General features: G+C 69.3%; 20 protein-coding genes. 11 read left to right on the forward strand and 9 right to left on the reverse strand.

The genetic code is table 11. The features are described 5' to 3' along the window. Positions 1 to 221: 221 nt before the first annotated feature. Together cobT and ABDZ95_RS02605 are read left to right on the forward strand one after the other, a co-directional pair. A complete protein-coding gene (cobT, locus tag ABDZ95_RS02600; protein ID WP_343789919.1) occupies positions 222 to 2096 on the forward strand; it encodes a cobaltochelatase subunit CobT in 1875 nt (624 codons plus the stop codon). Further along, a complete protein-coding gene (locus ABDZ95_RS02605; protein ID WP_343789922.1) occupies positions 2093 to 3070 on the forward strand; it encodes an esterase-like activity of phytase family protein in 978 nt (325 codons plus the stop codon). The genes cobT and ABDZ95_RS02605 overlap by 4 nt, the downstream gene beginning before the upstream one ends. Here the strand turns inward: ABDZ95_RS02605 and ABDZ95_RS02610 are convergent. The 3 genes from ABDZ95_RS02610 to ABDZ95_RS02620 form a co-directional block, all read right to left on the reverse strand. Continuing rightward, positions 3067 to 3657: a demethoxyubiquinone hydroxylase family protein gene (locus ABDZ95_RS02610; protein ID WP_343789925.1), complete on the reverse strand. Its 591-nt coding sequence runs from the start codon at positions 3655 to 3657 to the stop codon at positions 3067 to 3069. The genes ABDZ95_RS02605 and ABDZ95_RS02610 overlap by 4 nt on opposite strands. Beyond that, positions 3635 to 4168 carry a disulfide bond formation protein B gene (locus ABDZ95_RS02615; protein WP_343789928.1) on the reverse strand — a complete coding sequence of 178 codons (534 nt, stop codon included), beginning with the start codon at positions 4166 to 4168 and terminating at the stop codon, positions 3635 to 3637. The genes ABDZ95_RS02610 and ABDZ95_RS02615 overlap by 23 nt, the downstream gene beginning before the upstream one ends. 201 nt (positions 4169 to 4369) lie before the next feature. Continuing rightward, complete coding sequence (locus tag ABDZ95_RS02620) at positions 4370 to 4945, reverse strand: YqaA family protein (protein WP_343789931.1); 576 nt, start codon at positions 4943 to 4945, stop codon at positions 4370 to 4372. A 140-nt stretch (positions 4946 to 5085) separates the two neighbouring features. Between ABDZ95_RS02620 and ABDZ95_RS02625 the strand changes: the two genes are divergently transcribed. Next, positions 5086 to 5526: a VOC family protein gene (locus ABDZ95_RS02625; protein WP_343789934.1), complete on the forward strand. Its 441-nt coding sequence runs from the start codon at positions 5086 to 5088 to the stop codon at positions 5524 to 5526. 2 nt (positions 5527 to 5528) lie between these two features. After that, positions 5529 to 6143: a DUF6655 family protein gene (locus ABDZ95_RS02630; RefSeq protein WP_425542934.1), complete on the forward strand. Its 615-nt coding sequence runs from the start codon at positions 5529 to 5531 to the stop codon at positions 6141 to 6143. Here ABDZ95_RS02630 and ABDZ95_RS02635 read toward each other — a convergent pair. After that, entirely contained in the window at positions 6140 to 6610 is a 471-nt protein-coding gene (locus tag ABDZ95_RS02635; protein WP_343789939.1) for a hypothetical protein, read from the reverse strand. The two genes, ABDZ95_RS02630 and ABDZ95_RS02635, sit on opposite strands and share 4 nt — an antisense overlap. Positions 6611 to 6767: 157 nt before the next feature. Here ABDZ95_RS02635 and ABDZ95_RS02640 point away from each other — a divergent pair, with 157 nt between their 5' ends. After that, positions 6768 to 8618, forward strand: a complete 1851-nt coding sequence (locus ABDZ95_RS02640; protein ID WP_343789942.1) for a DUF885 domain-containing protein — start codon at positions 6768 to 6770, stop codon at positions 8616 to 8618. A 19-nt stretch (positions 8619 to 8637) separates the two neighbouring features. Here the strand turns inward: ABDZ95_RS02640 and ABDZ95_RS02645 are convergent, their stop codons facing one another. Next, positions 8638 to 8877 (reverse strand): zinc-finger domain-containing protein, encoded by a 240-nt coding sequence (locus ABDZ95_RS02645; protein ID WP_343789945.1) that lies wholly within the window; start codon positions 8875 to 8877, stop codon positions 8638 to 8640. 99 nt (positions 8878 to 8976) lie between these two features. Between ABDZ95_RS02645 and ABDZ95_RS02650 the strand changes: the two genes are divergently transcribed. Beyond that, on the forward strand, positions 8977 to 9951 hold the full coding sequence (locus tag ABDZ95_RS02650) for an ABC transporter ATP-binding protein (protein ID WP_343789948.1): 975 nt from the start codon (positions 8977 to 8979) through the stop codon (positions 9949 to 9951). Here the strand turns inward: ABDZ95_RS02650 and ABDZ95_RS02655 are convergent. Continuing rightward, on the reverse strand, positions 9948 to 10391 hold the full coding sequence (locus ABDZ95_RS02655) for a Tat pathway signal protein (RefSeq protein WP_343789951.1): 444 nt from the start codon (positions 10389 to 10391) through the stop codon (positions 9948 to 9950). The two genes, ABDZ95_RS02650 and ABDZ95_RS02655, sit on opposite strands and share 4 nt — an antisense overlap. Positions 10392 to 10419: 28 nt before the next feature. Between ABDZ95_RS02655 and ABDZ95_RS02660 the strand changes: the two genes are divergently transcribed. Both ABDZ95_RS02660 and ABDZ95_RS02665 read left to right on the forward strand, forming a co-directional pair. Then, the gene (locus ABDZ95_RS02660) at positions 10420 to 11055 is read left to right on the forward strand and encodes an alpha-ketoglutarate-dependent dioxygenase AlkB (RefSeq protein ID WP_425542935.1); all 636 of its coding nucleotides are present in this window, start codon (positions 10420 to 10422) and stop codon (positions 11053 to 11055) included. Positions 11056 to 11112: 57 nt separating this feature from the next. After that, positions 11113 to 12018 carry a dienelactone hydrolase family protein gene (locus tag ABDZ95_RS02665; protein ID WP_343789954.1) on the forward strand — a complete coding sequence of 302 codons (906 nt, stop codon included), beginning with the start codon at positions 11113 to 11115 and terminating at the stop codon, positions 12016 to 12018. Positions 12019 to 12106: 88 nt separating this feature from the next. Here the strand turns inward: ABDZ95_RS02665 and grpE are convergent, their stop codons facing one another. From grpE to ABDZ95_RS02680, 3 genes are read right to left on the reverse strand one after another with little or no spacing between them, the layout of a single operon-like run. Further along, positions 12107 to 12730, reverse strand: coding sequence for a nucleotide exchange factor GrpE (gene grpE, locus ABDZ95_RS02670; RefSeq protein WP_343789957.1), 624 nt, complete (start codon positions 12728 to 12730; stop codon positions 12107 to 12109). Then, complete coding sequence (hrcA, locus tag ABDZ95_RS02675; RefSeq protein WP_343791220.1) at positions 12727 to 13785, reverse strand: heat-inducible transcriptional repressor HrcA; 1059 nt, start codon at positions 13783 to 13785, stop codon at positions 12727 to 12729. The genes grpE and hrcA overlap by 4 nt, the downstream gene beginning before the upstream one ends. A gap of 26 nt (positions 13786 to 13811) precedes the next feature. Continuing rightward, positions 13812 to 14366 carry a GNAT family N-acetyltransferase gene (locus ABDZ95_RS02680; RefSeq protein WP_343789960.1) on the reverse strand — a complete coding sequence of 185 codons (555 nt, stop codon included), beginning with the start codon at positions 14364 to 14366 and terminating at the stop codon, positions 13812 to 13814. 46 nt (positions 14367 to 14412) lie between these two features. Here ABDZ95_RS02680 and rph point away from each other — a divergent pair, with 46 nt between their 5' ends. The 3 genes from rph to ABDZ95_RS02695 are packed head-to-tail and all read left to right on the forward strand — an operon-like array spanning position 14413 to position 16710. Next, the gene (gene rph, locus ABDZ95_RS02685) at positions 14413 to 15138 is read left to right on the forward strand and encodes a ribonuclease PH (protein ID WP_343789963.1); all 726 of its coding nucleotides are present in this window, start codon (positions 14413 to 14415) and stop codon (positions 15136 to 15138) included. Between the two features lie 58 nt (positions 15139 to 15196). Next, on the forward strand, positions 15197 to 15565 hold the full coding sequence (locus ABDZ95_RS02690) for a hypothetical protein (RefSeq protein ID WP_343789966.1): 369 nt from the start codon (positions 15197 to 15199) through the stop codon (positions 15563 to 15565). 35 nt (positions 15566 to 15600) lie between these two features. Next, positions 15601 to 16710: an acyltransferase family protein gene (locus tag ABDZ95_RS02695; protein WP_343789969.1), complete on the forward strand. Its 1110-nt coding sequence runs from the start codon at positions 15601 to 15603 to the stop codon at positions 16708 to 16710. Positions 16711 to 16714: the final 4 nt, after the last annotated feature.

Raw genomic sequence — 16714 nt, forward strand, 5'->3', positions numbered from 1 at the left:
GGGCGAGACACTATGTGTATCTGGCGCAGCAGTTGATGGATTGATGTCCGGAGCCTTCTCCCCTTGCGGGAGGAGGTGGCCGAGCGCAGCGAGGTCGGATGAGGGGTGACCGTCAGCCACCAGCCCCCCTCATCCGCCCCTGCGGGGCACCTTCTCCCGCGAGGGGAGAAGGAAACGGATTCTGGCCTTCACCCTCGCCCCGCGACACGCTAACTGACCCCATGGCCGCCGCCGAGACCCCTGCCGATCTGTTCAAGCGCGCGCTCGCCCATGCGGCGCGGGCGCTGGCCGAGCAGTCGGAGCTGGAGGTGAATTTCGGCTCGGACGGGCCGAAGCTGTCCAACGGCGTGCTGACCCTGCCGCATCCGCCGCGCGACACCTCGGGACCGGAGAGCGCGTCACTGCGCGGGCAGGCGGACCGGCTGGCGCTGCGGCTGGCCAATCACGACGAAGGACTGAACGCCCGGCTTCGGCCGCAGGACACCCGCGCGGCCGAGGCCTTCGAGGCGATGGAGCAGGCGCGGATCGAGGCCGTGGGTTCCCGGTCGCTCGCGGGCGTGCGCGCCAATATGGACGCCGCCCTGCTGACCCGGCTGGAGAAGACGGGCGCGCTGCGCGTCACCGACGCCGAGCGGGTGCCGGCGGCCGAGGCCGTGGGGCTGCTGGTGCGCGAGCGGCTGACGGGCAAGCGCTCGCCGGACGGCGCCGGCGCCATGCTGGATCTGGTCCGCACCGAAATCGAGAACAAGGCGGGCGCCAAACTCGATGCGCTTGCCGCCGTCGCCGACGACCAGGCCGCCTTCGCCGAGCGGGTGAAGGACGTGCTGCGGGCGCTGGACCTCGATCCGGGCGACGGGCGCGGCGACGACACGTCGGAAGATGCCGGAGACGAGGCGCCGGACCCGCAGGACCCGGACGCGGCCGATCCCGAGGATCAGGAAGAGGACGACGCAGGCGGCGGCGAGGGCCAGTCGATGGACGGCTCGGCCGACGACCAGACGGCCGGCGACGAGCGCGACGCGCGACCCGACGGCGCGCCGGCCGACCCGGACGGCGAGGCCTCGGACGACGGCCCCGAGCTGAACGAAGGCGCCCTGCCCAACCGTCAGCAGACCATGGACGACGGTCGAAAGATCGACGCCTATCGCGTCTTCACAACAGCCTTCGACGAGGTGGTGGACGCCGCCGACCTGTGCGATCCGAACGAGCTGGATCGTCTGCGCAGCCTGCTGGACCAGCAGCTGACGGCGCTGTCCTCGGTCGTGGCGCGCCTGGCCAACAAGCTGCAACGCCGGCTGATGGCCCAGCAGAACCGCAGCTGGCATTTCGATCTGGAAGAAGGCGTGCTGGACACCGCCCGTCTGACCCGGATCATCACGGATCCGACCTCTCCGCTGAGCTTCAAGGCCGAGAGCGAGAGCCCGTTCCGGGACACGGTCGTGACCCTGCTGCTGGACAACTCCGGCTCGATGCGCGGGCGGCCGATCATGGTGGCGGCGGTCTGCGCCGACATTCTGGCGCGGACGCTGGAGCGCTGCGGCGTGAAGGTCGAGATCCTGGGCTTCACCACCCGGGCGTGGAAGGGCGGACAGGCGCGCGAGGCCTGGATCAGCGCCGGCAAGCCGCCGACGCCGGGCCGTCTGAACGACCTGCGCCACATCATCTACAAGGCGGCCGACGCGCCGTGGCGGCGGGCCAAGAAGAACCTCGGCCTGATGATGCGCGAGGGACTGCTGAAGGAAAACATCGACGGCGAGGCCCTGTTGTGGGCGCACGACCGGCTGATGGCCCGGCCCGAGCAGCGGCAGATCCTGATGGTGATCTCGGACGGCTCGCCGGTCGACGATTCGACCCAGTCGGCCAATGCGGCCCTCTATCTGGACAAGCATCTGCGGCAGGTGATCGAGCAGATCGAGACGAAGTCGCCGGTCGAGCTACTGGCCATCGGCATCGGCCACGACGTGACCCGCTGGTACCGCCGCGCGGTGACCATCGTGGACGTGGAACAGCTGGGCGGCGTGATGATCGAGAAGCTGGCCGAGCTGTTCGAGGCGAAGGAAGAGGCGCCGACGCGCCGGTCGAGGAAAGCCGCATGACGACGCTGCGCCGCCTGCTTCCCGCCCTCGCCGCGATGACGCTGGCGGCCTGCGCCAGCGTTTCGCCGGTCCCGACGATCCAGTCTCCCGCCTCGGGCTGGATTCCGGCCGAGGCCGGCGTGCGGTCGGTGGGGCTGGGCCTGCCCGGCGGCGCGCGACTGGCCGAGGGCGTGACGTTCGCGGGCGGAATCGAGCTGGTGCTGGCGGACGACTCGCCGCTGCACAGCCTGTCGGACTTCAAGATCATCTCCGGTCCGGAGTTCGTCAGCGTCAGCGACGCGGGCGATCTGGTGCGGGGCGTGCTGGTGCGGGACGAGGCCGGCCGGCTGACCGGCGTGGCGGAGCTGATGTACCGGCGACTGACCCTGGCTGACGGATCGCCGATCGTGGACAAGGTGGATGGCGACGCCGAGGGGCTGCTGATCACCCGCGACGGCGACCTTCTGGTCAGCTTCGAACGCAGGCACCGCATCTGGAACTATGGCGACGTCCGGGAGCCGAGCGCGCGGCCGACGGTCGCCCGGCATCCGGACTTCGACTTCCCGTTGAACGACGGGATGGAAGGCATCTCGACGGGTATCCGCGACGGCTGGCGCGTCTCGGCCGAGAACGGCGGGGTCTGGGACTGCACGCCGCGCGCCTGCACGGTCGTAACGCCCGCGCCCGATACGCCGGCGACGGACGGCGAGTATCGCACCACCGGCATGGACCGGGACGAGGCGCACGGCGGCTACTTCATCGTCCAGCGCAGCTTCGCCCCGCCGCTGGACGCCCGCGCCCAGGTCCGCCGGATGGCGGCAGACGGCTCGCTCGGCCCCGTGCTGGTCGAGTTGAAACTGCCGGGCACGACGGACAATTTCGAAGGGATCGCGGCGGTGCGAAACGGCGCGACGACGCGCCTCTATATCCTGTCGGACGACAACAACAACGCCCCGCAGCGGACGCTGCTGCTGGCGTTCGATGTCGCGAACTAGATCTTCTCGCTGACCTTGATGGCCACCCGGCAGCCGGCCTTGATGACGGCGCTGAGCAGTTCATAGGCCGGGGCGTCGCGGCTGCCGTGCTCGATGGCGTGGTCGTGGTGCGCCAGCTCCTCCTCGCGGAAGCGGGTCAGTTCGGCGGCGAGGGCCGGGTCCTGATCCTGCATCTCGGCGATCTGGTCGGCGTAGTGCTCCTCGATCACGCTCTCGACGGCCTCAGTGCAGGCGTGGGCGGCCTTCTCGCTGATCAGGGCCGTGCCGGCGCCGAGCGCCAGGGCGGCGACGCGCCACAGCGGGGTCATCACCGTCGGGCGGACGTTCTCGGCCTTCAGAAGGGCCTGGAAGCGATCCAGATGGACCTGCTCCTGACCGCGCATCTCCTCCATGTCGGCGGCGATGGCCTCCTTGCCGGCGCGACCCTCGAACACAGCGCGCTGGGCGCGGTAGATGTGGACGGCGGCGTACTCGCCCGCGTGGTCGACGCGCAGTATCTCGTCGCGGCGGCGCTTGCTGGCGCCCCGGCCGGGACGCGGCAGGGGGATGCGGCGGGCGTCGGTGTCAGATGCGTGGTGCGCGGGCATCCTTGGGCCTCTTGGCGGCGAGCAGGCTGAACACGGCAAGCGCGGCCGAGATCAGGGCGTTCCACCCTGCCATGCTGAGGCCCAGGAAGCTCCACGTCACCGCGTCGCACATGGCGATGCGCGTGACCGGGCCGCTGCCGAGGGCCAGGGAGGTCAGGCTTTCCAGATCGACCGATCCGCCGCCCGAGCAGGTGGCCGGCAGCGCCCACCATTTCAGCTCGCCACCCATGTGGAAGACGGCGGTGACGGCGCCGGTCGCGAAGACCACGGCCAGCAGGAATGCGGCGATGCGCGGCGTGCCCCGGCTGCCGCGGCTGATCAGATGCCAGACGGTGGCGATCAGGGCGATGGCGGCGGCCCCCCAGTAGACCTCGCGCTGCTTGAGGCAGAGGTTGCAGGGGTTCAGGCCGGCGAAGCGTTCGAACGCATGCGCGGCGCCCAGCATGGCCAGCGAGGCCAGAAGGGCGAAGGCGGTCCACCACCGCGTCAGGAGTCTGTACAGGCCTCTCATCGGACGACGTTCATAGCCGGGCTCGAGCGTGGGGGTAAGACCCTTCGCTCAAGGGGCGTGCGTCTGGCGCTATCCCTCCACCATGCTTCGCATGGTCCCCCTCCCCACCTTCGGTGGAAAGGTGGGGGAAGGCACACGCTCACCTCTCCACGCAGTGGGGAGGGGGCTCGACGGCGCAGCCGGCGAGACGGAGGGGGCCGATCAGATGAACCGGACCGCGAGGAAGGCGGCGAGAAGGACGCCGAGGCCGATGAAGGTCCACAGGGCCAGACGTTTCTCGACCATCTCCAGCACGACCGGCCCCCAGGTCTTCAGCACGAAGGCGACGAGGAAGAAACGACCGGCGCGGGTCAGGGCGCACAGGGCGAGGAAGAGGGCGAAGTTGAACTGGAAGATGCCCGAGGCGATCGTGATCAGCTTGAACGGGATGGGGGTCAGACCCTTGATCAGGATCACCCAGGCGCCGTGCTGCTGGAACAGGGCCTTCGACGCCTCGAAGGTGTCGGCCTTTCCCAGCCAGGTCAGGATCATCATCCCGACATCCGTCAGGAAATAGCCGATCGCATAGCCGAGGATGGCGCCCAGAACCGAGGCTACCGTGCAGACAGTGGCGTAGTAGTAGGCCCGGTCCGGACGGGCGAGGACCATCGGCCCCAGCATGACGTCGGGCGGGATCGGGAAGAAGGAGCTTTCGGTGAAGGACACCACGGCCATGGCCGGCGTGGCGTGCTTGCTGCGGGCCAGGGAGAAGACCCAGTCGTAGAGCTTGCGAAGCATTGGAATTCCGAAACGCGATCGAACGCCTCTAGCAGCCCCCGCGACAACGCGCACGACGAAACACCGGTTGAGTCGCGCTCGCGGCGATCGGCCGCTATAAGGCCCGCGCCGTTCCTCTTCCCCCCAAGGCCCGGAAACCCATGCGCTATCTGCACACCATGGTCCGCGTGACGGACATCGACGCCTCGTTGCGCTTCTGGTGCGACCTGCTCGGACTGGAGGAGGTGCGCCGCACCGAGAACGAGGCGGGCCGCTTCACCCTGATCTTCCTGGCCGCGCCGAAGGACAAGGAACGCTCCGCCGCCGAACGGTCGCCGGAAGTCGAGCTGACGTACAACTGGGACCCCGAGGTCTATACGGGCGGCCGCAACTTCGGCCACCTGGCCTATCGCGTGGACGACATCTACGCCGCCTGCCAGCGCCTGATGGACGGCGGGGTGACGATCAATCGCCCGCCGCGCGACGGCAACATGGCCTTTGTCCGATCGCCGGACGGGATCTCGATCGAGTTGCTTCAGGAAGGCGCCCCGCTGGCCCCGGCCGAGCCCTGGGCCTCGATGCCGAACACGGGAAGCTGGTGATCTTGAAGGCCCGCCCCCTCCTGTCGACGGCGGCGCTGATTGCGCTGACCGCCTGCGCCTCGACCACCGAGACCAACCCGGCCCGCACCGCGACCGAGCAGTTGCTGATCGCGCGCGCCGCCGACCGCGCCGTCGAGGGCCTGACCCTGCCGATCCCGGCGGGCTCGCGCGTCTTCGTGGACGAGCTGTATTTCCGCGTCGACAACGCCCCCTACGCCATCAGCGCCATCCGCGGCGCCCTGTCTGAAGCCGGCTATGCGGTCGTGCCGACCAGGGCCGAGGCCGATGCGGTGCTGGAGGTGCGCGCCGGGGCGCTGTCGCTGGAGCAGATGCGCCGGGTCGTCGGCCTGCCGGACATGCGGGTGCCGATCAACGAAACGTTGAACGTGGTCTCGATCCCGGAACTGTCGATCTACAGCCGCCGCGACCGGATCGGCGTGGCCGAGTTCTCGGGCTTCCTCTACGAGCCGCGCACCGGGGCCCCGCTGGGCGCCGTCCTGCCGATGACGGGCGAGTTCCGCATCCGCAGCCACAAGGTGCTGATGATCGTCTCCTGGGGGCAGCAGAACGTCGATCCGGGCGAACGCAACGAAGGCGACAGCTGGAAGCAGTTCTAGAACCGCGTCCGGTAGGCGATCAGCTGGAAGACGGCGCCGCCCGCCGCGCCGGGCAGGACGCCGAACGCGAACAGGACGCCCAGCTTCGACACCTCGCTGGCGAGCGTGGGGAGCAGATCGACTCCGGACGTTAGAAGGCTGACCGGCAGGACCGCGAGGAAGGGCAGAAGGCCGATGGCCATGACGCCACCCCCGGATATCGCCATGCCCGCGAACAGCGCGTGGCCGATGCTGCGGCAACCCCGGATGTGCAGGACGGCCCATAGCGGCAGACCTATCACCGCAGCGGGCAGACCGATAAGGGTCGTGAGCAGAGCCACGATCACATCAAGGCCATCGAGCGTCCAGGCATTCGCGAGGACGGCCAACTCCAGCACCGTGACACCGATCGCGGCCGCGACCGCTGCGATGAAGGCGACCAAGGGCGACCAGGCGCCGCGGAGCTGGGGGATGGCTGGATCGATCATGGCGACTTCCGGCTGAGGACGTGGCCGACCTTGTGCCCGCCGCCACCGCAGGGGTGATGCAGGCGTCGTGCAGCGCTGATGGTTGTTTCCCGCAAGCGGCTTGCGCCATGCCGTTCGAGCGGTGAAGGTCGCGCCCTCGTTTTCCGGAGGGTTGCCCATGCGTCGTCTGTTGATCTCCACCGCCTGTGTCGCCGCCCTGCTGACCGGCGCACCCTCGGCGGCCTTGGCCCAGACCGCGCCGGCTCCGGACATGTCGATCCAGACCGAGGATGCGCGGCTGGCGGCCTTCTTCGAACAGGCGTGGCAGGCGCGGATCGCACTGTCGCCGCAGACGATGACCTCGCTGGGCCTCAAGACCGACTACGACAAGCTGGACGACGCCACCGACGCGGCGGCCGACCGGTCTCTGGCGCTCGCCGAAAGTCAGCTGGCCCAGATGCAGGCGCAGTTCGATCCGGCGACCGTCAGCGCCGATAGCCGGATGTCGATGCGGCTGTTCGAATACGGCGTGCAGCAGGCGCGGCTGTCGAACCGCTGGCGGGACTGGGGTTTCCAGTTCGCGGCCAACGGCAATCCGACCACCAGCCTGCCGGTCTTCCTGATCAACAACCACCGGGTCGGCAGCGTCAGCGACGCCGAGGCCTATGTGTCCCGCATCCGCGCCTCGGAACGGGTCATGGGCCAGATCGCGGACGAGCTGCGCCAGCGGGCGGCGGCGGGCGTCATCTCCCCGAACTTCGTGTTCGAGCCCTCGATCGCCAACACCCGCAACATCATCACCGGCGCGCCCTTCGACGACGCCGCCGACAACCCGGTCTGGGCCGACTTCCAGCGCAAGATCGGCGCGCTGGAGACCGATCAGGCCACGAAGGACCGGCTGCTGGCCGACGGCCGCGCGGCCCTGACCGGCGAATGGAAGCGCGGCTACGAGACCGTGCTGACGGCCCTGGCCGAGGTGCAGCAACAGGCGGCGACCATGCCGGATCGCGACGGCGGCGTGTGGCGGCTGCCGGAGGGCGAGGCCTACTACAACGCCCGCCTCCAGCTCTCGACCACGACCGAACTGACCGCCGACCAGATCCACCAGATCGGTCTGCAGGAGGTCGAGCGCGTCCACGGCGAGATGCAGGCCATCATGGATCAGGTGGGCTTCGAGGGCTCGCTGCAGGAGATGTTCACCCTGCTGAAGACCGATCCGCGCTTCCAGTATCCGAACACACCGGAGGGCAAGGAGCAGTATCTGACCGACGCCCGCGCCTTCATCGCCCAGGTGATGGCGGCCGCGCCGCAGTGGTTCAGCGATCTGCCCGAAGCGGCGCTGGAGGTCCGGGCCGTCGAGGCATGGCGCGAGGCGACCGCCTCCATCGCCTTCTACAACGCCCCGGCGCCGGACGGATCACGGCCGGGCATCTACTACGTCAACCTGTCGGACATGACCCAGGTGCTGAAACCCCAGATCGAGGGCATCAGCTATCACGAGGGCGCGCCGGGCCATCACTTCCAGATCGCCTATGCGCAGGAGATGCAGGGGCTGCCGTCCTTCCGCCGGTTCGGCGGCTACGGCGCCTATGCCGAGGGCTGGGGTCTGTACGCCGAGCGGCTGGGCAAGGAGATGGGTTTCTATCAGGACCCGTATTCGGACTTCGGCCGTCTCTCGACCGAGCTGTGGCGCGCGGTGCGTCTGGTGACCGACACCGGCCTGCACGCCAAACGCTGGACCCGCGAGCAGGCGATCGAATACTTCCGCGCAAACTCGCTGCTGAGCGAGCGCGACATCGTCAAGGAAGTCGAGCGCTACATCACAAACCCGGGTCAGGCGACCAGCTACAAGATCGGCGAGCTGAAGATCATGGAACTGCGTGAGCGGGCGCGGACGGCGCTGGGCGACCGTTTCAACATCCGCGACTTCCACGCGGTCGTCCTGGGCTCCGGTTCGGTCCCGCTGGACGTGCTGGAGGATCAGGTGGACGCATGGATCGCGGCCGGCGGCGGGGCTCCCGCCGCCTGATCCGCGTGCGGCCCCGGGCCTAGTGCGCCTCGGGCGGGCGGGCCGCCGGGTCGTGGTAGGGGCTTTCGTTCTTCTTCAGCTTGCCCAGCACGAACTCGCGGTCGCAGTAGCCGCACTCGACGTGGTCGTCCTCGCCCATGTCCATATAGACCAGCGGGTGGCCGAGGGCGCCGCCGCCGCCGTCGCAAGACACGCGCTTTGACGTGACCACGATCTTTTCCGGCGGGGGGATGATCGCATCGGCGGGGCGCGTGGGCATTCGGCAGGCTCTGGCTTGGCGATTGGGTCGGGCGCACATAGGTATGCGCGCGCGCTCCTTACCGTCAAACGGAGCCGCTCGAAACCCGAAAGCGCCTGAATGACCGAGACCATCGCCCTGCCCGACAACGCCATCGAGGTCCGCGGCCTGGAAAAGACCTATGCCGGCACCAAGAAGGCCGCGCCCAAGACAGCCCTGCGCGGGGTCGATCTGGTCATCCCGCGCGGCTCGATGTTCGGCCTGCTGGGGCCGAACGGCGCGGGCAAGTCGACGCTGATCAACATCCTGTCCGGCATCGTGAACAAGAGCGCCGGGACGGTGACGATCTGGGGCCGGGACATCGACAAACAGCCGCGCGACGCCGCCGCGGCGCTGGGCGTGGTGCCACAGGAGATCGTGGCCGATGTCTTCTTCACCCCGCGCGAGGCGCTGGAGGTTCAGGCCGGCTTTTATGGCGTGCCGAAGAACGAGCGGCGCTCGGACGAACTGCTGGCCGCGCTGGGCCTGTCCGACAAGGCCAATGCCTATGTCCGCGCCCTGTCCGGCGGGATGAAGCGCCGCCTGATGGTGGCCAAGGCGCTGGTGCACAATCCGCCGATCCTGATCCTCGACGAGCCGACAGCCGGCGTGGACGTCGAGCTGCGCCGCCAGCTGTGGGAGTACGTCCGCAAGATCAACGCCGAGGGCGTGACCATCCTGCTGACCACCCACTATCTCGAGGAAGCGCAGGAGCTCTGCGACACCATCGCCATCGTCAACCGCGGTCAGGTCGTGGCCTGCGAGCCGACGCCGCAGCTGTTGCGCCGGCTGGATACGCGCAATGTCGTGGTGACGCCGGAGGGCGAGCTGGACGGCCTGCCGACAGTGAAGGGCTTCGAGGTCGTGGGACGCCCGAACGGCGCCTTCGCCATCAGCTACAAGAAGGGACAGTCGTCGGTGGAGCAGGTGCTGGCGGCCGTGCGCGCGGCCGGCGTGACCATCGCCGACATCTCGACCGAGGACCCGGATCTGGAAGACGTCTTCCTGGCGCTGACCTACGGGGATGCGTCGCAGGTCGATCCGACGAAGGACTAGATCACCATCACCGTGCCGATGAGCAGGCGGGCGCCCGGGCGGCCGACGGCCTGGTTGGTGGCGGCCTGAAGCTGGGCGACGAGACGTTCGAGGTCCGGCGGAGCGCCCGGCAGCATCTGGGCGGCAGCTTGCTGGAGCACCGTATTGTAGGCTGCGCGAAGGCGCGGGGCGGACTGGGCGACGCGAGTGCGCAGGGCGGCGTCCGGAGTGTCCACGCCGGTCTCGACCGTCATCACGCCCGTGCCGCCGCCGGGGCGACGCACGTTGGCCGTGATGGTGGGCAGACGCAGATAGCTCTGCTGGTTGCCGCCACCCCCGCCTCCGCCGCCACCCGCAGCGGCAGGCGTGGCGGCCGCGGCTGCGGCGACGGTCAGAACGGGGGCGAGGCCCAGAAGCGCGCGACGATCCATGCGGGCGTTCTCGCACAGGGCGCTTAACATTCCCTTTGGCCCGGCCTACCGGGGTTTGATGAGCATGCCGCGCGAGATCGACACCGGACTGGAAGGCTTTCGCTACTGGCCCGGCGCGCTGGACGCGACGGTGCAGAAGGCATTGGTCGCCGAGGTGCTGGCGGCGGTCGAGGACGCGCCCTTCTATCAACCGGTCACGCCCGGTGGACGGCCGTTCTCGGTACGGATGAGCAACCTCGGGCCGGTCGGCTGGGTGTCCGATCGGGCGGGCTACCGCTATCAGCCGACGCACCCCGAAACGGATCAGCCTTGGCCGCCGATCCCGCCGACGTTGCTGGACCTGTGGCGCGACCTGACCGGCTGGCCGGAGCCGCCGGACGCCTGTCTGGTCAATCTGTACCGCGAGAACGCGAAGATGGGTCTGCATCAGGATCGGGACGAGGCGGACCTGACCGCGCCGGTTCTGTCGGTATCGCTCGGTGACACGGCGGTGTTTCGCGTGGGCGCGGCGGCGGGGGGCGCAACGCGGTCGCTGAAACTGGCCTCGGGCGATGTCTGCGCCCTGACCGGGCCGGCGCGGCTGGCGCGGCACGGGATCGACCGGCTGCTGCCCGGCTCTTCGGGCCTGATCCCCGGCGGCGGGCGGATCAATCTGACGCTGCGAAAGGCCCTGCCGACTTCACGGCAATCGTGACTCGACGCTGAAGGGCGCCCCCGCCACTGTCCGGCCAAGCCAGACAGGAGCCCGCCGATGACGACGCTGATCCGCCCCGAAGGTCCGCAATCCGACGACCTGAAACTGAGCCGCCGCAGTCTGGGCGTCGGCGCCGTGGGCGGGCTGTTCATCGCCGGCTATGCGCCCGCCGCCCTCGCAGCACAGGCCGCGCCGGTGACCACTCCGGCGGACGGGCTGACGACCGGGGAGGTGACCTACCCGGCCCCGGACGGCTTCGACCTGCCGGCCTATGTGGCCCGCCCGGCCGGCGACGGGCCCTTCCCGGTGGTGATCGTCGTGTCCGAGATCTTCGGCGTGCACGAATACATCCGCGACTGCTGCCGCCGACTGGCCAAGGCCGGCTATGCGGCCATCGCCCCGGCCTTCTTCAACCGGGTCGAGGACCCGGCGCCGCTCAGCGACATGCAGCGCATCCAGCAGATCGTAGCCGCGGCCGGCTACGAGCAGGTGATGGGCGACGTCTCGGCGACGCTGGACTGGGCCAGCCAGCAACTCTGGGCCAATGGCGACAAGGTCGGCATCACCGGCTGGTGCTGGGGCGGCAAGGTCGTTTGGCAGGCCTGCGCCCGCTTCGCCGTGCTGGACGCCGGTGTAGCCTGGTACGGCCGTCTGGCCCCGGCGGCGGACGCCCAGCCGGCCGCGGTCTCGGCCGGCCAGCCGTGGCCCGTCGATCTGGCCGACAATCTGAAATGCCCGGTGCTGGGTCTCTATGGTGAGGCCGACCGCGGCATCCCCCTGCCCAGCGTCGAGGCGATGAAACAGGCACTGACCCGCGCGGGCCAGACCGGCAGCGACATCATCGTCTACGACGACGCCCCGCACGGCTTCCACGCCGACTATCGCGACAGCTACCGCGCGGCCGACGCCGCAGACGGCTGGCGCCGCCTGCTGGCCTTCTTCGACGCGCGGGTGAAGGGGTAGGGGTGTTTAGTGGCTAGTGATTGGTGATTGGCGAACGAGCGTGCGGGTACGGCGACGCGAGCTAATCCACTAACCACTAGCCACTACCTCAAGCCTTGCCGTCGAAGTTCCCACCGGCCTGTGCGGGGGCGGCATAGGCCGCATTGCCGGCAGCGGCGCCCGAGCCGCGCGCGGCGACCACGACCATGGCCGGGCGCACGACGCGGCCGAACAGGGCGTAGCCGGCCTGCAGGGTCTGGATGACCTGACCGCCCTGCACCGTCTCGGACGGCTGCTCCATCATCGCCTGATGCAGGTTCGGGTCGAAGGCCTCGCCCGGCTCCGGCGCGACGCGCTTGAGGTTGTTGGTTTCGAAGGCCTGCAGCAGCGACTTCTGCGTCAGCTCCAGACCGGTCACCAGACCAGCCTCGCCGGCGTCGGCGTCCTTGGGCGCGGCCTGAAGCGCGCGCTCGAGGTTGTCGGCTACGCCCAGCAGGTCGCGGGCGAATTTCTGGATGGCGTAGGCGCGCGCGTCGTTGTTCTGCGTTTCGGCGCGACGCTTGGTGTTCTCGGCCTCGGCGACGGCGCGCAGGGCGCGGTCCTTCCACTGGTCGCGCTCGGCGATCAGGGCGTCGATGGGGCCGAGGTCGTCGCCTTCGGTTTCGAAGCCTTCGGTCTCGCCGATGTCGGCGTCGAGTTCGGTTTCTTGATCGTGCTCAGGCGTGTCGTTCACGTGTCTTGTCCGTCCAGCATCCGGCCCAGCACCCGGGCGGTATAGTCCACCAACGGAATGACACGGGCGTAGTTCAGTCTCGCGGGTCCGATCACGCCGATGGCGCCCAGAACCCGTTGTCGGCCGCTCATATAGGGCGCCGCGATCACGGCGGAACCCGAAAGTGAAAACAGACGTGTTTCCGCGCCGATGAAGATGCGCACGCCCTGAGCCGAGGAGACGCCGTCCAGCAGGCCGATCAGCTGTTCCTTCTGCTCCAGATCGTCGAACAGGACGCGGACCCGCTCCAGATCCTCCATCGCGCCGGCATCCTGCAGGAGGTTGGCGCGACCGCGCACGATCAGGGCACGGTCGCGATCAGGCCCGCCGGACCAGGCGGCCAGTCCATCCTCGACGAGGCGCGCGGCGGCGGAATCCAGCTCGCGGCGTGCGGCGTCCAGTTCGGTCCGCATCTCGGTGCGCGCCTCGTGCAGCGGACGGCCGCGCAGGCGGGCGTTCAGGAAGTTTGACGCCTCCTGCAGGGTCGAGGGCGTGACACCGGCCTTCAGCGGCATGAGGCGGTTCTCGACCGTGCCGTCGTCGGCGACGAGCACCGCGAGCGCCTGATCGTGGCCCAGAGCCACGAACTCGACGTGCTTGACCCCCGCCTCGCGCACAGGGCTGGCGACGATGCCCGCGCCGCCGGCGAGGCCGGACAGCAGGGCGGAGGCTTCGTTCAGGGCCTCGTCGAACTTGCGGCCGCGCCCGGCGAGACGGGCGTCGATCTCGCGCCGCTCCTCCGCGCCGAGGTCGCCGATCTCCAGAAGGCCGTCGACGAACAGGCGCAGGCCGGCGTGGGTCGGGATGCGCCCGGCCGAGGTGTGCGGCGAGGCCAGCAGGCCGGCCAGCGTCAGGTCCTGCATGGTGTTGCGGATCGAGGCCGGCGACAGCGACACGCCCGACATCGACAGGGTCCGCGAGCCGACCGGCTCCCCGGTCTGCAGATAGCTCTCGACGATGCGGCGGAAGATGTCGCGGGCGCGCTGGTCGAGGCCCATCAGTCCGCCGGCGTCCATCGCGGTCGAGGTCAGCAACGGGGACTTCATGCGCGCGCCTCCCACACGGCCCGATCCAGCCGCATCACCAGACAATCGTCCTCGTCATTGAACAGCTGTCGGCCGACGTCGTGGAAGCCGAGGCGGTGATAGAAGCGATGCGCCTCGGTGTTGGTGTTCAGAGGGTCGATGACGATGGCCTCTACCGACGGATCGGCGAAGGCGCGATCGATGGCCAGGGTCATCATCTGCGTGCCGTAGCCTCGGTTGAGCGCGTCCGGAGGCCCGATCCAGATGTCCATCGCCTGCAGTCCCGGCTCGATCTCGCCCCAGTAGTGGGTTGGCTCCAGATGCGGGTCGCAGACCTGCATGACGCCGATGGCCCGGCCATCCACCTCGGCGATGTCGTAGAAGCTGACCGGCGAGCGCTCGGCCAGTTCCTCGGGCCAGTCGATGCCGTCGAAGGCGACGTCGAGGTCGGGCCGGTCGCTGGAGCAGGCGATCACATGCGGCTCGCGGTCCCACGCCTGCAACGTCGGCACGTCCGCGAGGGTCGCGGGGCGCAGACGGACCTTGCCGGGCTTGGAGGGGGACAGGCTCATGGTTTCAGGATAAGCAGCCCCGCGATTGCTTCCAAGGACCTGTCCCATGACCACGCCCCGCCATTCCGGCCGCACCCCCGAACAACTACGCACGGTGACGCTCGAGACCGGGGTGAACCGCTACGCCGAGGGCTCCTGCCTGGTGTCGTTCGGCAATACCAAGGTGCTGGTCACCGCCTCGGTCGAGGAGAACGTTCCGGGCTGGATGCGTGGCAAGGGCGCCGGCTGGGTGACGGCCGAGTACGGCATGCTGCCGCGCGCGACCCACACCCGCGGACGCCGCGAGGCCGCCGCCGGCAAGCAGACCGGCCGCACGCAGGAAATCCAGCGCCTGATCGGCCGGTCCTTGCGCGCCGTCGTCGATCTGAAGGCGCTGGGCGAGCGTCAGGTGGTTCTGGACTGCGACGTGATCCAGGCCGACGGCGGCACCCGCACCGCCGCAATCACCGGCGCCTGGGTCGCCATGGCCTCGGCCTTCGACTACCTGCGCGCCGAGGGCGTGATGGCCAACGATCCGATTCTGGATCAGGTCGCGGCCGTGTCGTGCGGCGTGTGCAGCGACCAGCCGGTGCTGGATCTGGACTATGAGGAAGACTCTTCGGCGGAGGCGGACAGCAACTTTGTCCTCACCGGTTCGGGCGCGATCGTGGAGATCCAGGCCACCGGCGAGAAGCGCGGCTTTTCGCGCGCCGAGTTCGACCGCCTGTTCCAGCTGGCCGAGGGCGGTTGCGCCGAGCTGTTCGCCCTGCAGCGGGCCGCGCTGGGCCGCTGAGGCTTTAACCCCACGTCGAAAGCGGGCATCGTCTCCCGAACCTCTCGGGAGACGATCCATGCGCCTGCCAGTTCTTCTGTCCGCCCTCGCCTTGCTCGCCGCATGCAGCCAGCCGGCCGAGGCGCCCGCTGACGCCCCCGCTCCCGCCGAGGCGGCCGCCGGTTCGACCGCCGAGCCGATGATGCCCGCCGACGCCCCGCCGCAGGAAGAAGCCGAGGCTCCGGCCGAAGGCGCCGCCGTCGCCTGTGAAACCGAGAGGGGTTCCGCAGCCGCCGTGGCGCTGGCCAGCCGCTGCACCCGCGTCAGCCCGGCCAGCCATCCGCCGTGCAACCCGGCCAACCCCTGCCAGATGATCCAGGACGAGATCGACCGTTCCTGTGCCATGTACGGGCCGGGCGAGACCAAACCGGCCGAGTGCACGGCTTAACGGTTTCAAGACTCTGAGGCTGTAGGGCTGCGGGCATGACGCCCGTGGCCACGCCCCCCGATCTTCGCGCGCTGACGTCGCTGCGCTTCCTCGCCGCCGCCTGGGTGGTGCTCTACACCGCATGGCCGCATCTGGCCGTCGGCTTCACGCCGGTGGCGGTGTCGAAGGGCTATCTGGGCGTCGAGGTCTTCTTCGTCCTGTCGGGCTTCATCCTCAGCCACGTCTATCTCGAGGCGGCCGGCGAGAAGCGGTATTCGCACAAGGGCTTCCTGTGGGCGCGGATCGCGCGGGTCTATCCGCTGCATCTGGTGACCCTGTTCGGCATGGTCGGACTGGGCATCGCGGCCGGCGTCGCGGGACTGGATGTCGACGCCAGCCTGACCGACTGGCGCTCCTTGCCCGCCCAGCTGACCATGACCCACGCCTGGGGCCTGGCGCCGAGCTCGGCGTTCAACCACCCCTCGTGGTCGATCTCGGCGGAGTGGTTCGCCTATCTGACCTTCCCGGCCTTCGCCTTCGTGGCGTGGCGGCTGCGGCAGTTCCCGGCCGTGGCCGTGGTTCTGGCGGCCGTGGTCGGGTTGGGCATCTGGGCCGTGTTCGAGCGGCTGGCCGGCTTCTCCCTGACGGAGGCGACGTTCCGCTGGGGCGCACTGCGGATCGTGCCCTGCTTCATGCTCGGGTGCGCGCTTTATCTGGTCTACCGCCGCGGCCCGATCCCGTTCGCTGGGCCGGTCGCCCTGCTGAGCGGCGCGGCCGTGATCGCCAGCGCCTCGCTGGGCCTGTGGGACCCCATCACCGTGCTGTTCGCCGGGGCGCTGATTCTGGCGCTGGGGTCGCTGGCCAACGACAAGGCCGGCGTCTTCGCCTCGAAGGCCGGGGTCTATCTCGGCGAGATCAGCTACTCGATCTACATGGTCTGCGCGCCGGCCCTGCTGGTGTCGACGAACGTCGCTGCCAAGCTGGTCGGGGCCGACGACAAACGTTTTCACGTGATTGTGTGGTTGGCCGTTGTCGCGGCCATTCCGGTCGCTGCGGTGGCGACCTACCACCTCGTCGAACGTCCGGCCCGCAAGGCTTTGAGAGGGTGGGCGGACAAAAACCGCAAAGCTTCGGGTGCGACGAAAGCGCACACCGAACTCGCCTGAAAGG

The sequence above is a fragment of the Brevundimonas kwangchunensis genome (assembly GCF_039523815.1).
In the GTDB taxonomy this organism is placed as follows: Bacteria; Pseudomonadota; Alphaproteobacteria; order Caulobacterales; family Caulobacteraceae; genus Brevundimonas; species Brevundimonas kwangchunensis.

Bases quoted from the DNA above. Each gene is read 5' to 3' on its own strand.
- ABDZ95_RS02665 (WP_343789954.1), top strand. From the start codon at position 11,113: ATGACGACGCTGATCCGCCCCGAAGGTCCGCAATCCGACGACCTGAAA.
- ABDZ95_RS02645 (WP_343789945.1), bottom strand. From the start codon at position 8,877: ATGCCCACGCGCCCCGCCGATGCGATCATCCCCCCGCCGGAAAAGATC.
- ABDZ95_RS02610 (WP_343789925.1), bottom strand. From the start codon at position 3,657: ATGCCCGCGCACCACGCATCTGACACCGACGCCCGCCGCATCCCCCTG.
- ABDZ95_RS02660 (WP_425542935.1), top strand. From the start codon at position 10,420: ATGAGCATGCCGCGCGAGATCGACACCGGACTGGAAGGCTTTCGCTAC.
- ABDZ95_RS02615 (WP_343789928.1), bottom strand. From the start codon at position 4,168: ATGAGAGGCCTGTACAGACTCCTGACGCGGTGGTGGACCGCCTTCGCC.
- ABDZ95_RS02640 (WP_343789942.1), top strand. From the start codon at position 6,768: ATGCGTCGTCTGTTGATCTCCACCGCCTGTGTCGCCGCCCTGCTGACC.
- hrcA (WP_343791220.1), bottom strand. From the start codon at position 13,785: ATGGACGCCGGCGGACTGATGGGCCTCGACCAGCGCGCCCGCGACATC.
- ABDZ95_RS02620 (WP_343789931.1), bottom strand. From the start codon at position 4,945: ATGCTTCGCAAGCTCTACGACTGGGTCTTCTCCCTGGCCCGCAGCAAG.
- ABDZ95_RS02690 (WP_343789966.1), top strand. From the start codon at position 15,197: ATGCGCCTGCCAGTTCTTCTGTCCGCCCTCGCCTTGCTCGCCGCATGC.
- ABDZ95_RS02625 (WP_343789934.1), top strand. From the start codon at position 5,086: ATGCGCTATCTGCACACCATGGTCCGCGTGACGGACATCGACGCCTCG.
- ABDZ95_RS02605 (WP_343789922.1), top strand. From the start codon at position 2,093: ATGACGACGCTGCGCCGCCTGCTTCCCGCCCTCGCCGCGATGACGCTG.
- cobT (WP_343789919.1), top strand. From the start codon at position 222: ATGGCCGCCGCCGAGACCCCTGCCGATCTGTTCAAGCGCGCGCTCGCC.
- rph (WP_343789963.1), top strand. From the start codon at position 14,413: ATGACCACGCCCCGCCATTCCGGCCGCACCCCCGAACAACTACGCACG.
- ABDZ95_RS02635 (WP_343789939.1), bottom strand. From the start codon at position 6,610: ATGATCGATCCAGCCATCCCCCAGCTCCGCGGCGCCTGGTCGCCCTTG.
- ABDZ95_RS02650 (WP_343789948.1), top strand. From the start codon at position 8,977: ATGACCGAGACCATCGCCCTGCCCGACAACGCCATCGAGGTCCGCGGC.
- ABDZ95_RS02695 (WP_343789969.1), top strand. From the start codon at position 15,601: ATGACGCCCGTGGCCACGCCCCCCGATCTTCGCGCGCTGACGTCGCTG.
- ABDZ95_RS02680 (WP_343789960.1), bottom strand. From the start codon at position 14,366: ATGAGCCTGTCCCCCTCCAAGCCCGGCAAGGTCCGTCTGCGCCCCGCG.
- ABDZ95_RS02655 (WP_343789951.1), bottom strand. From the start codon at position 10,391: ATGTTAAGCGCCCTGTGCGAGAACGCCCGCATGGATCGTCGCGCGCTT.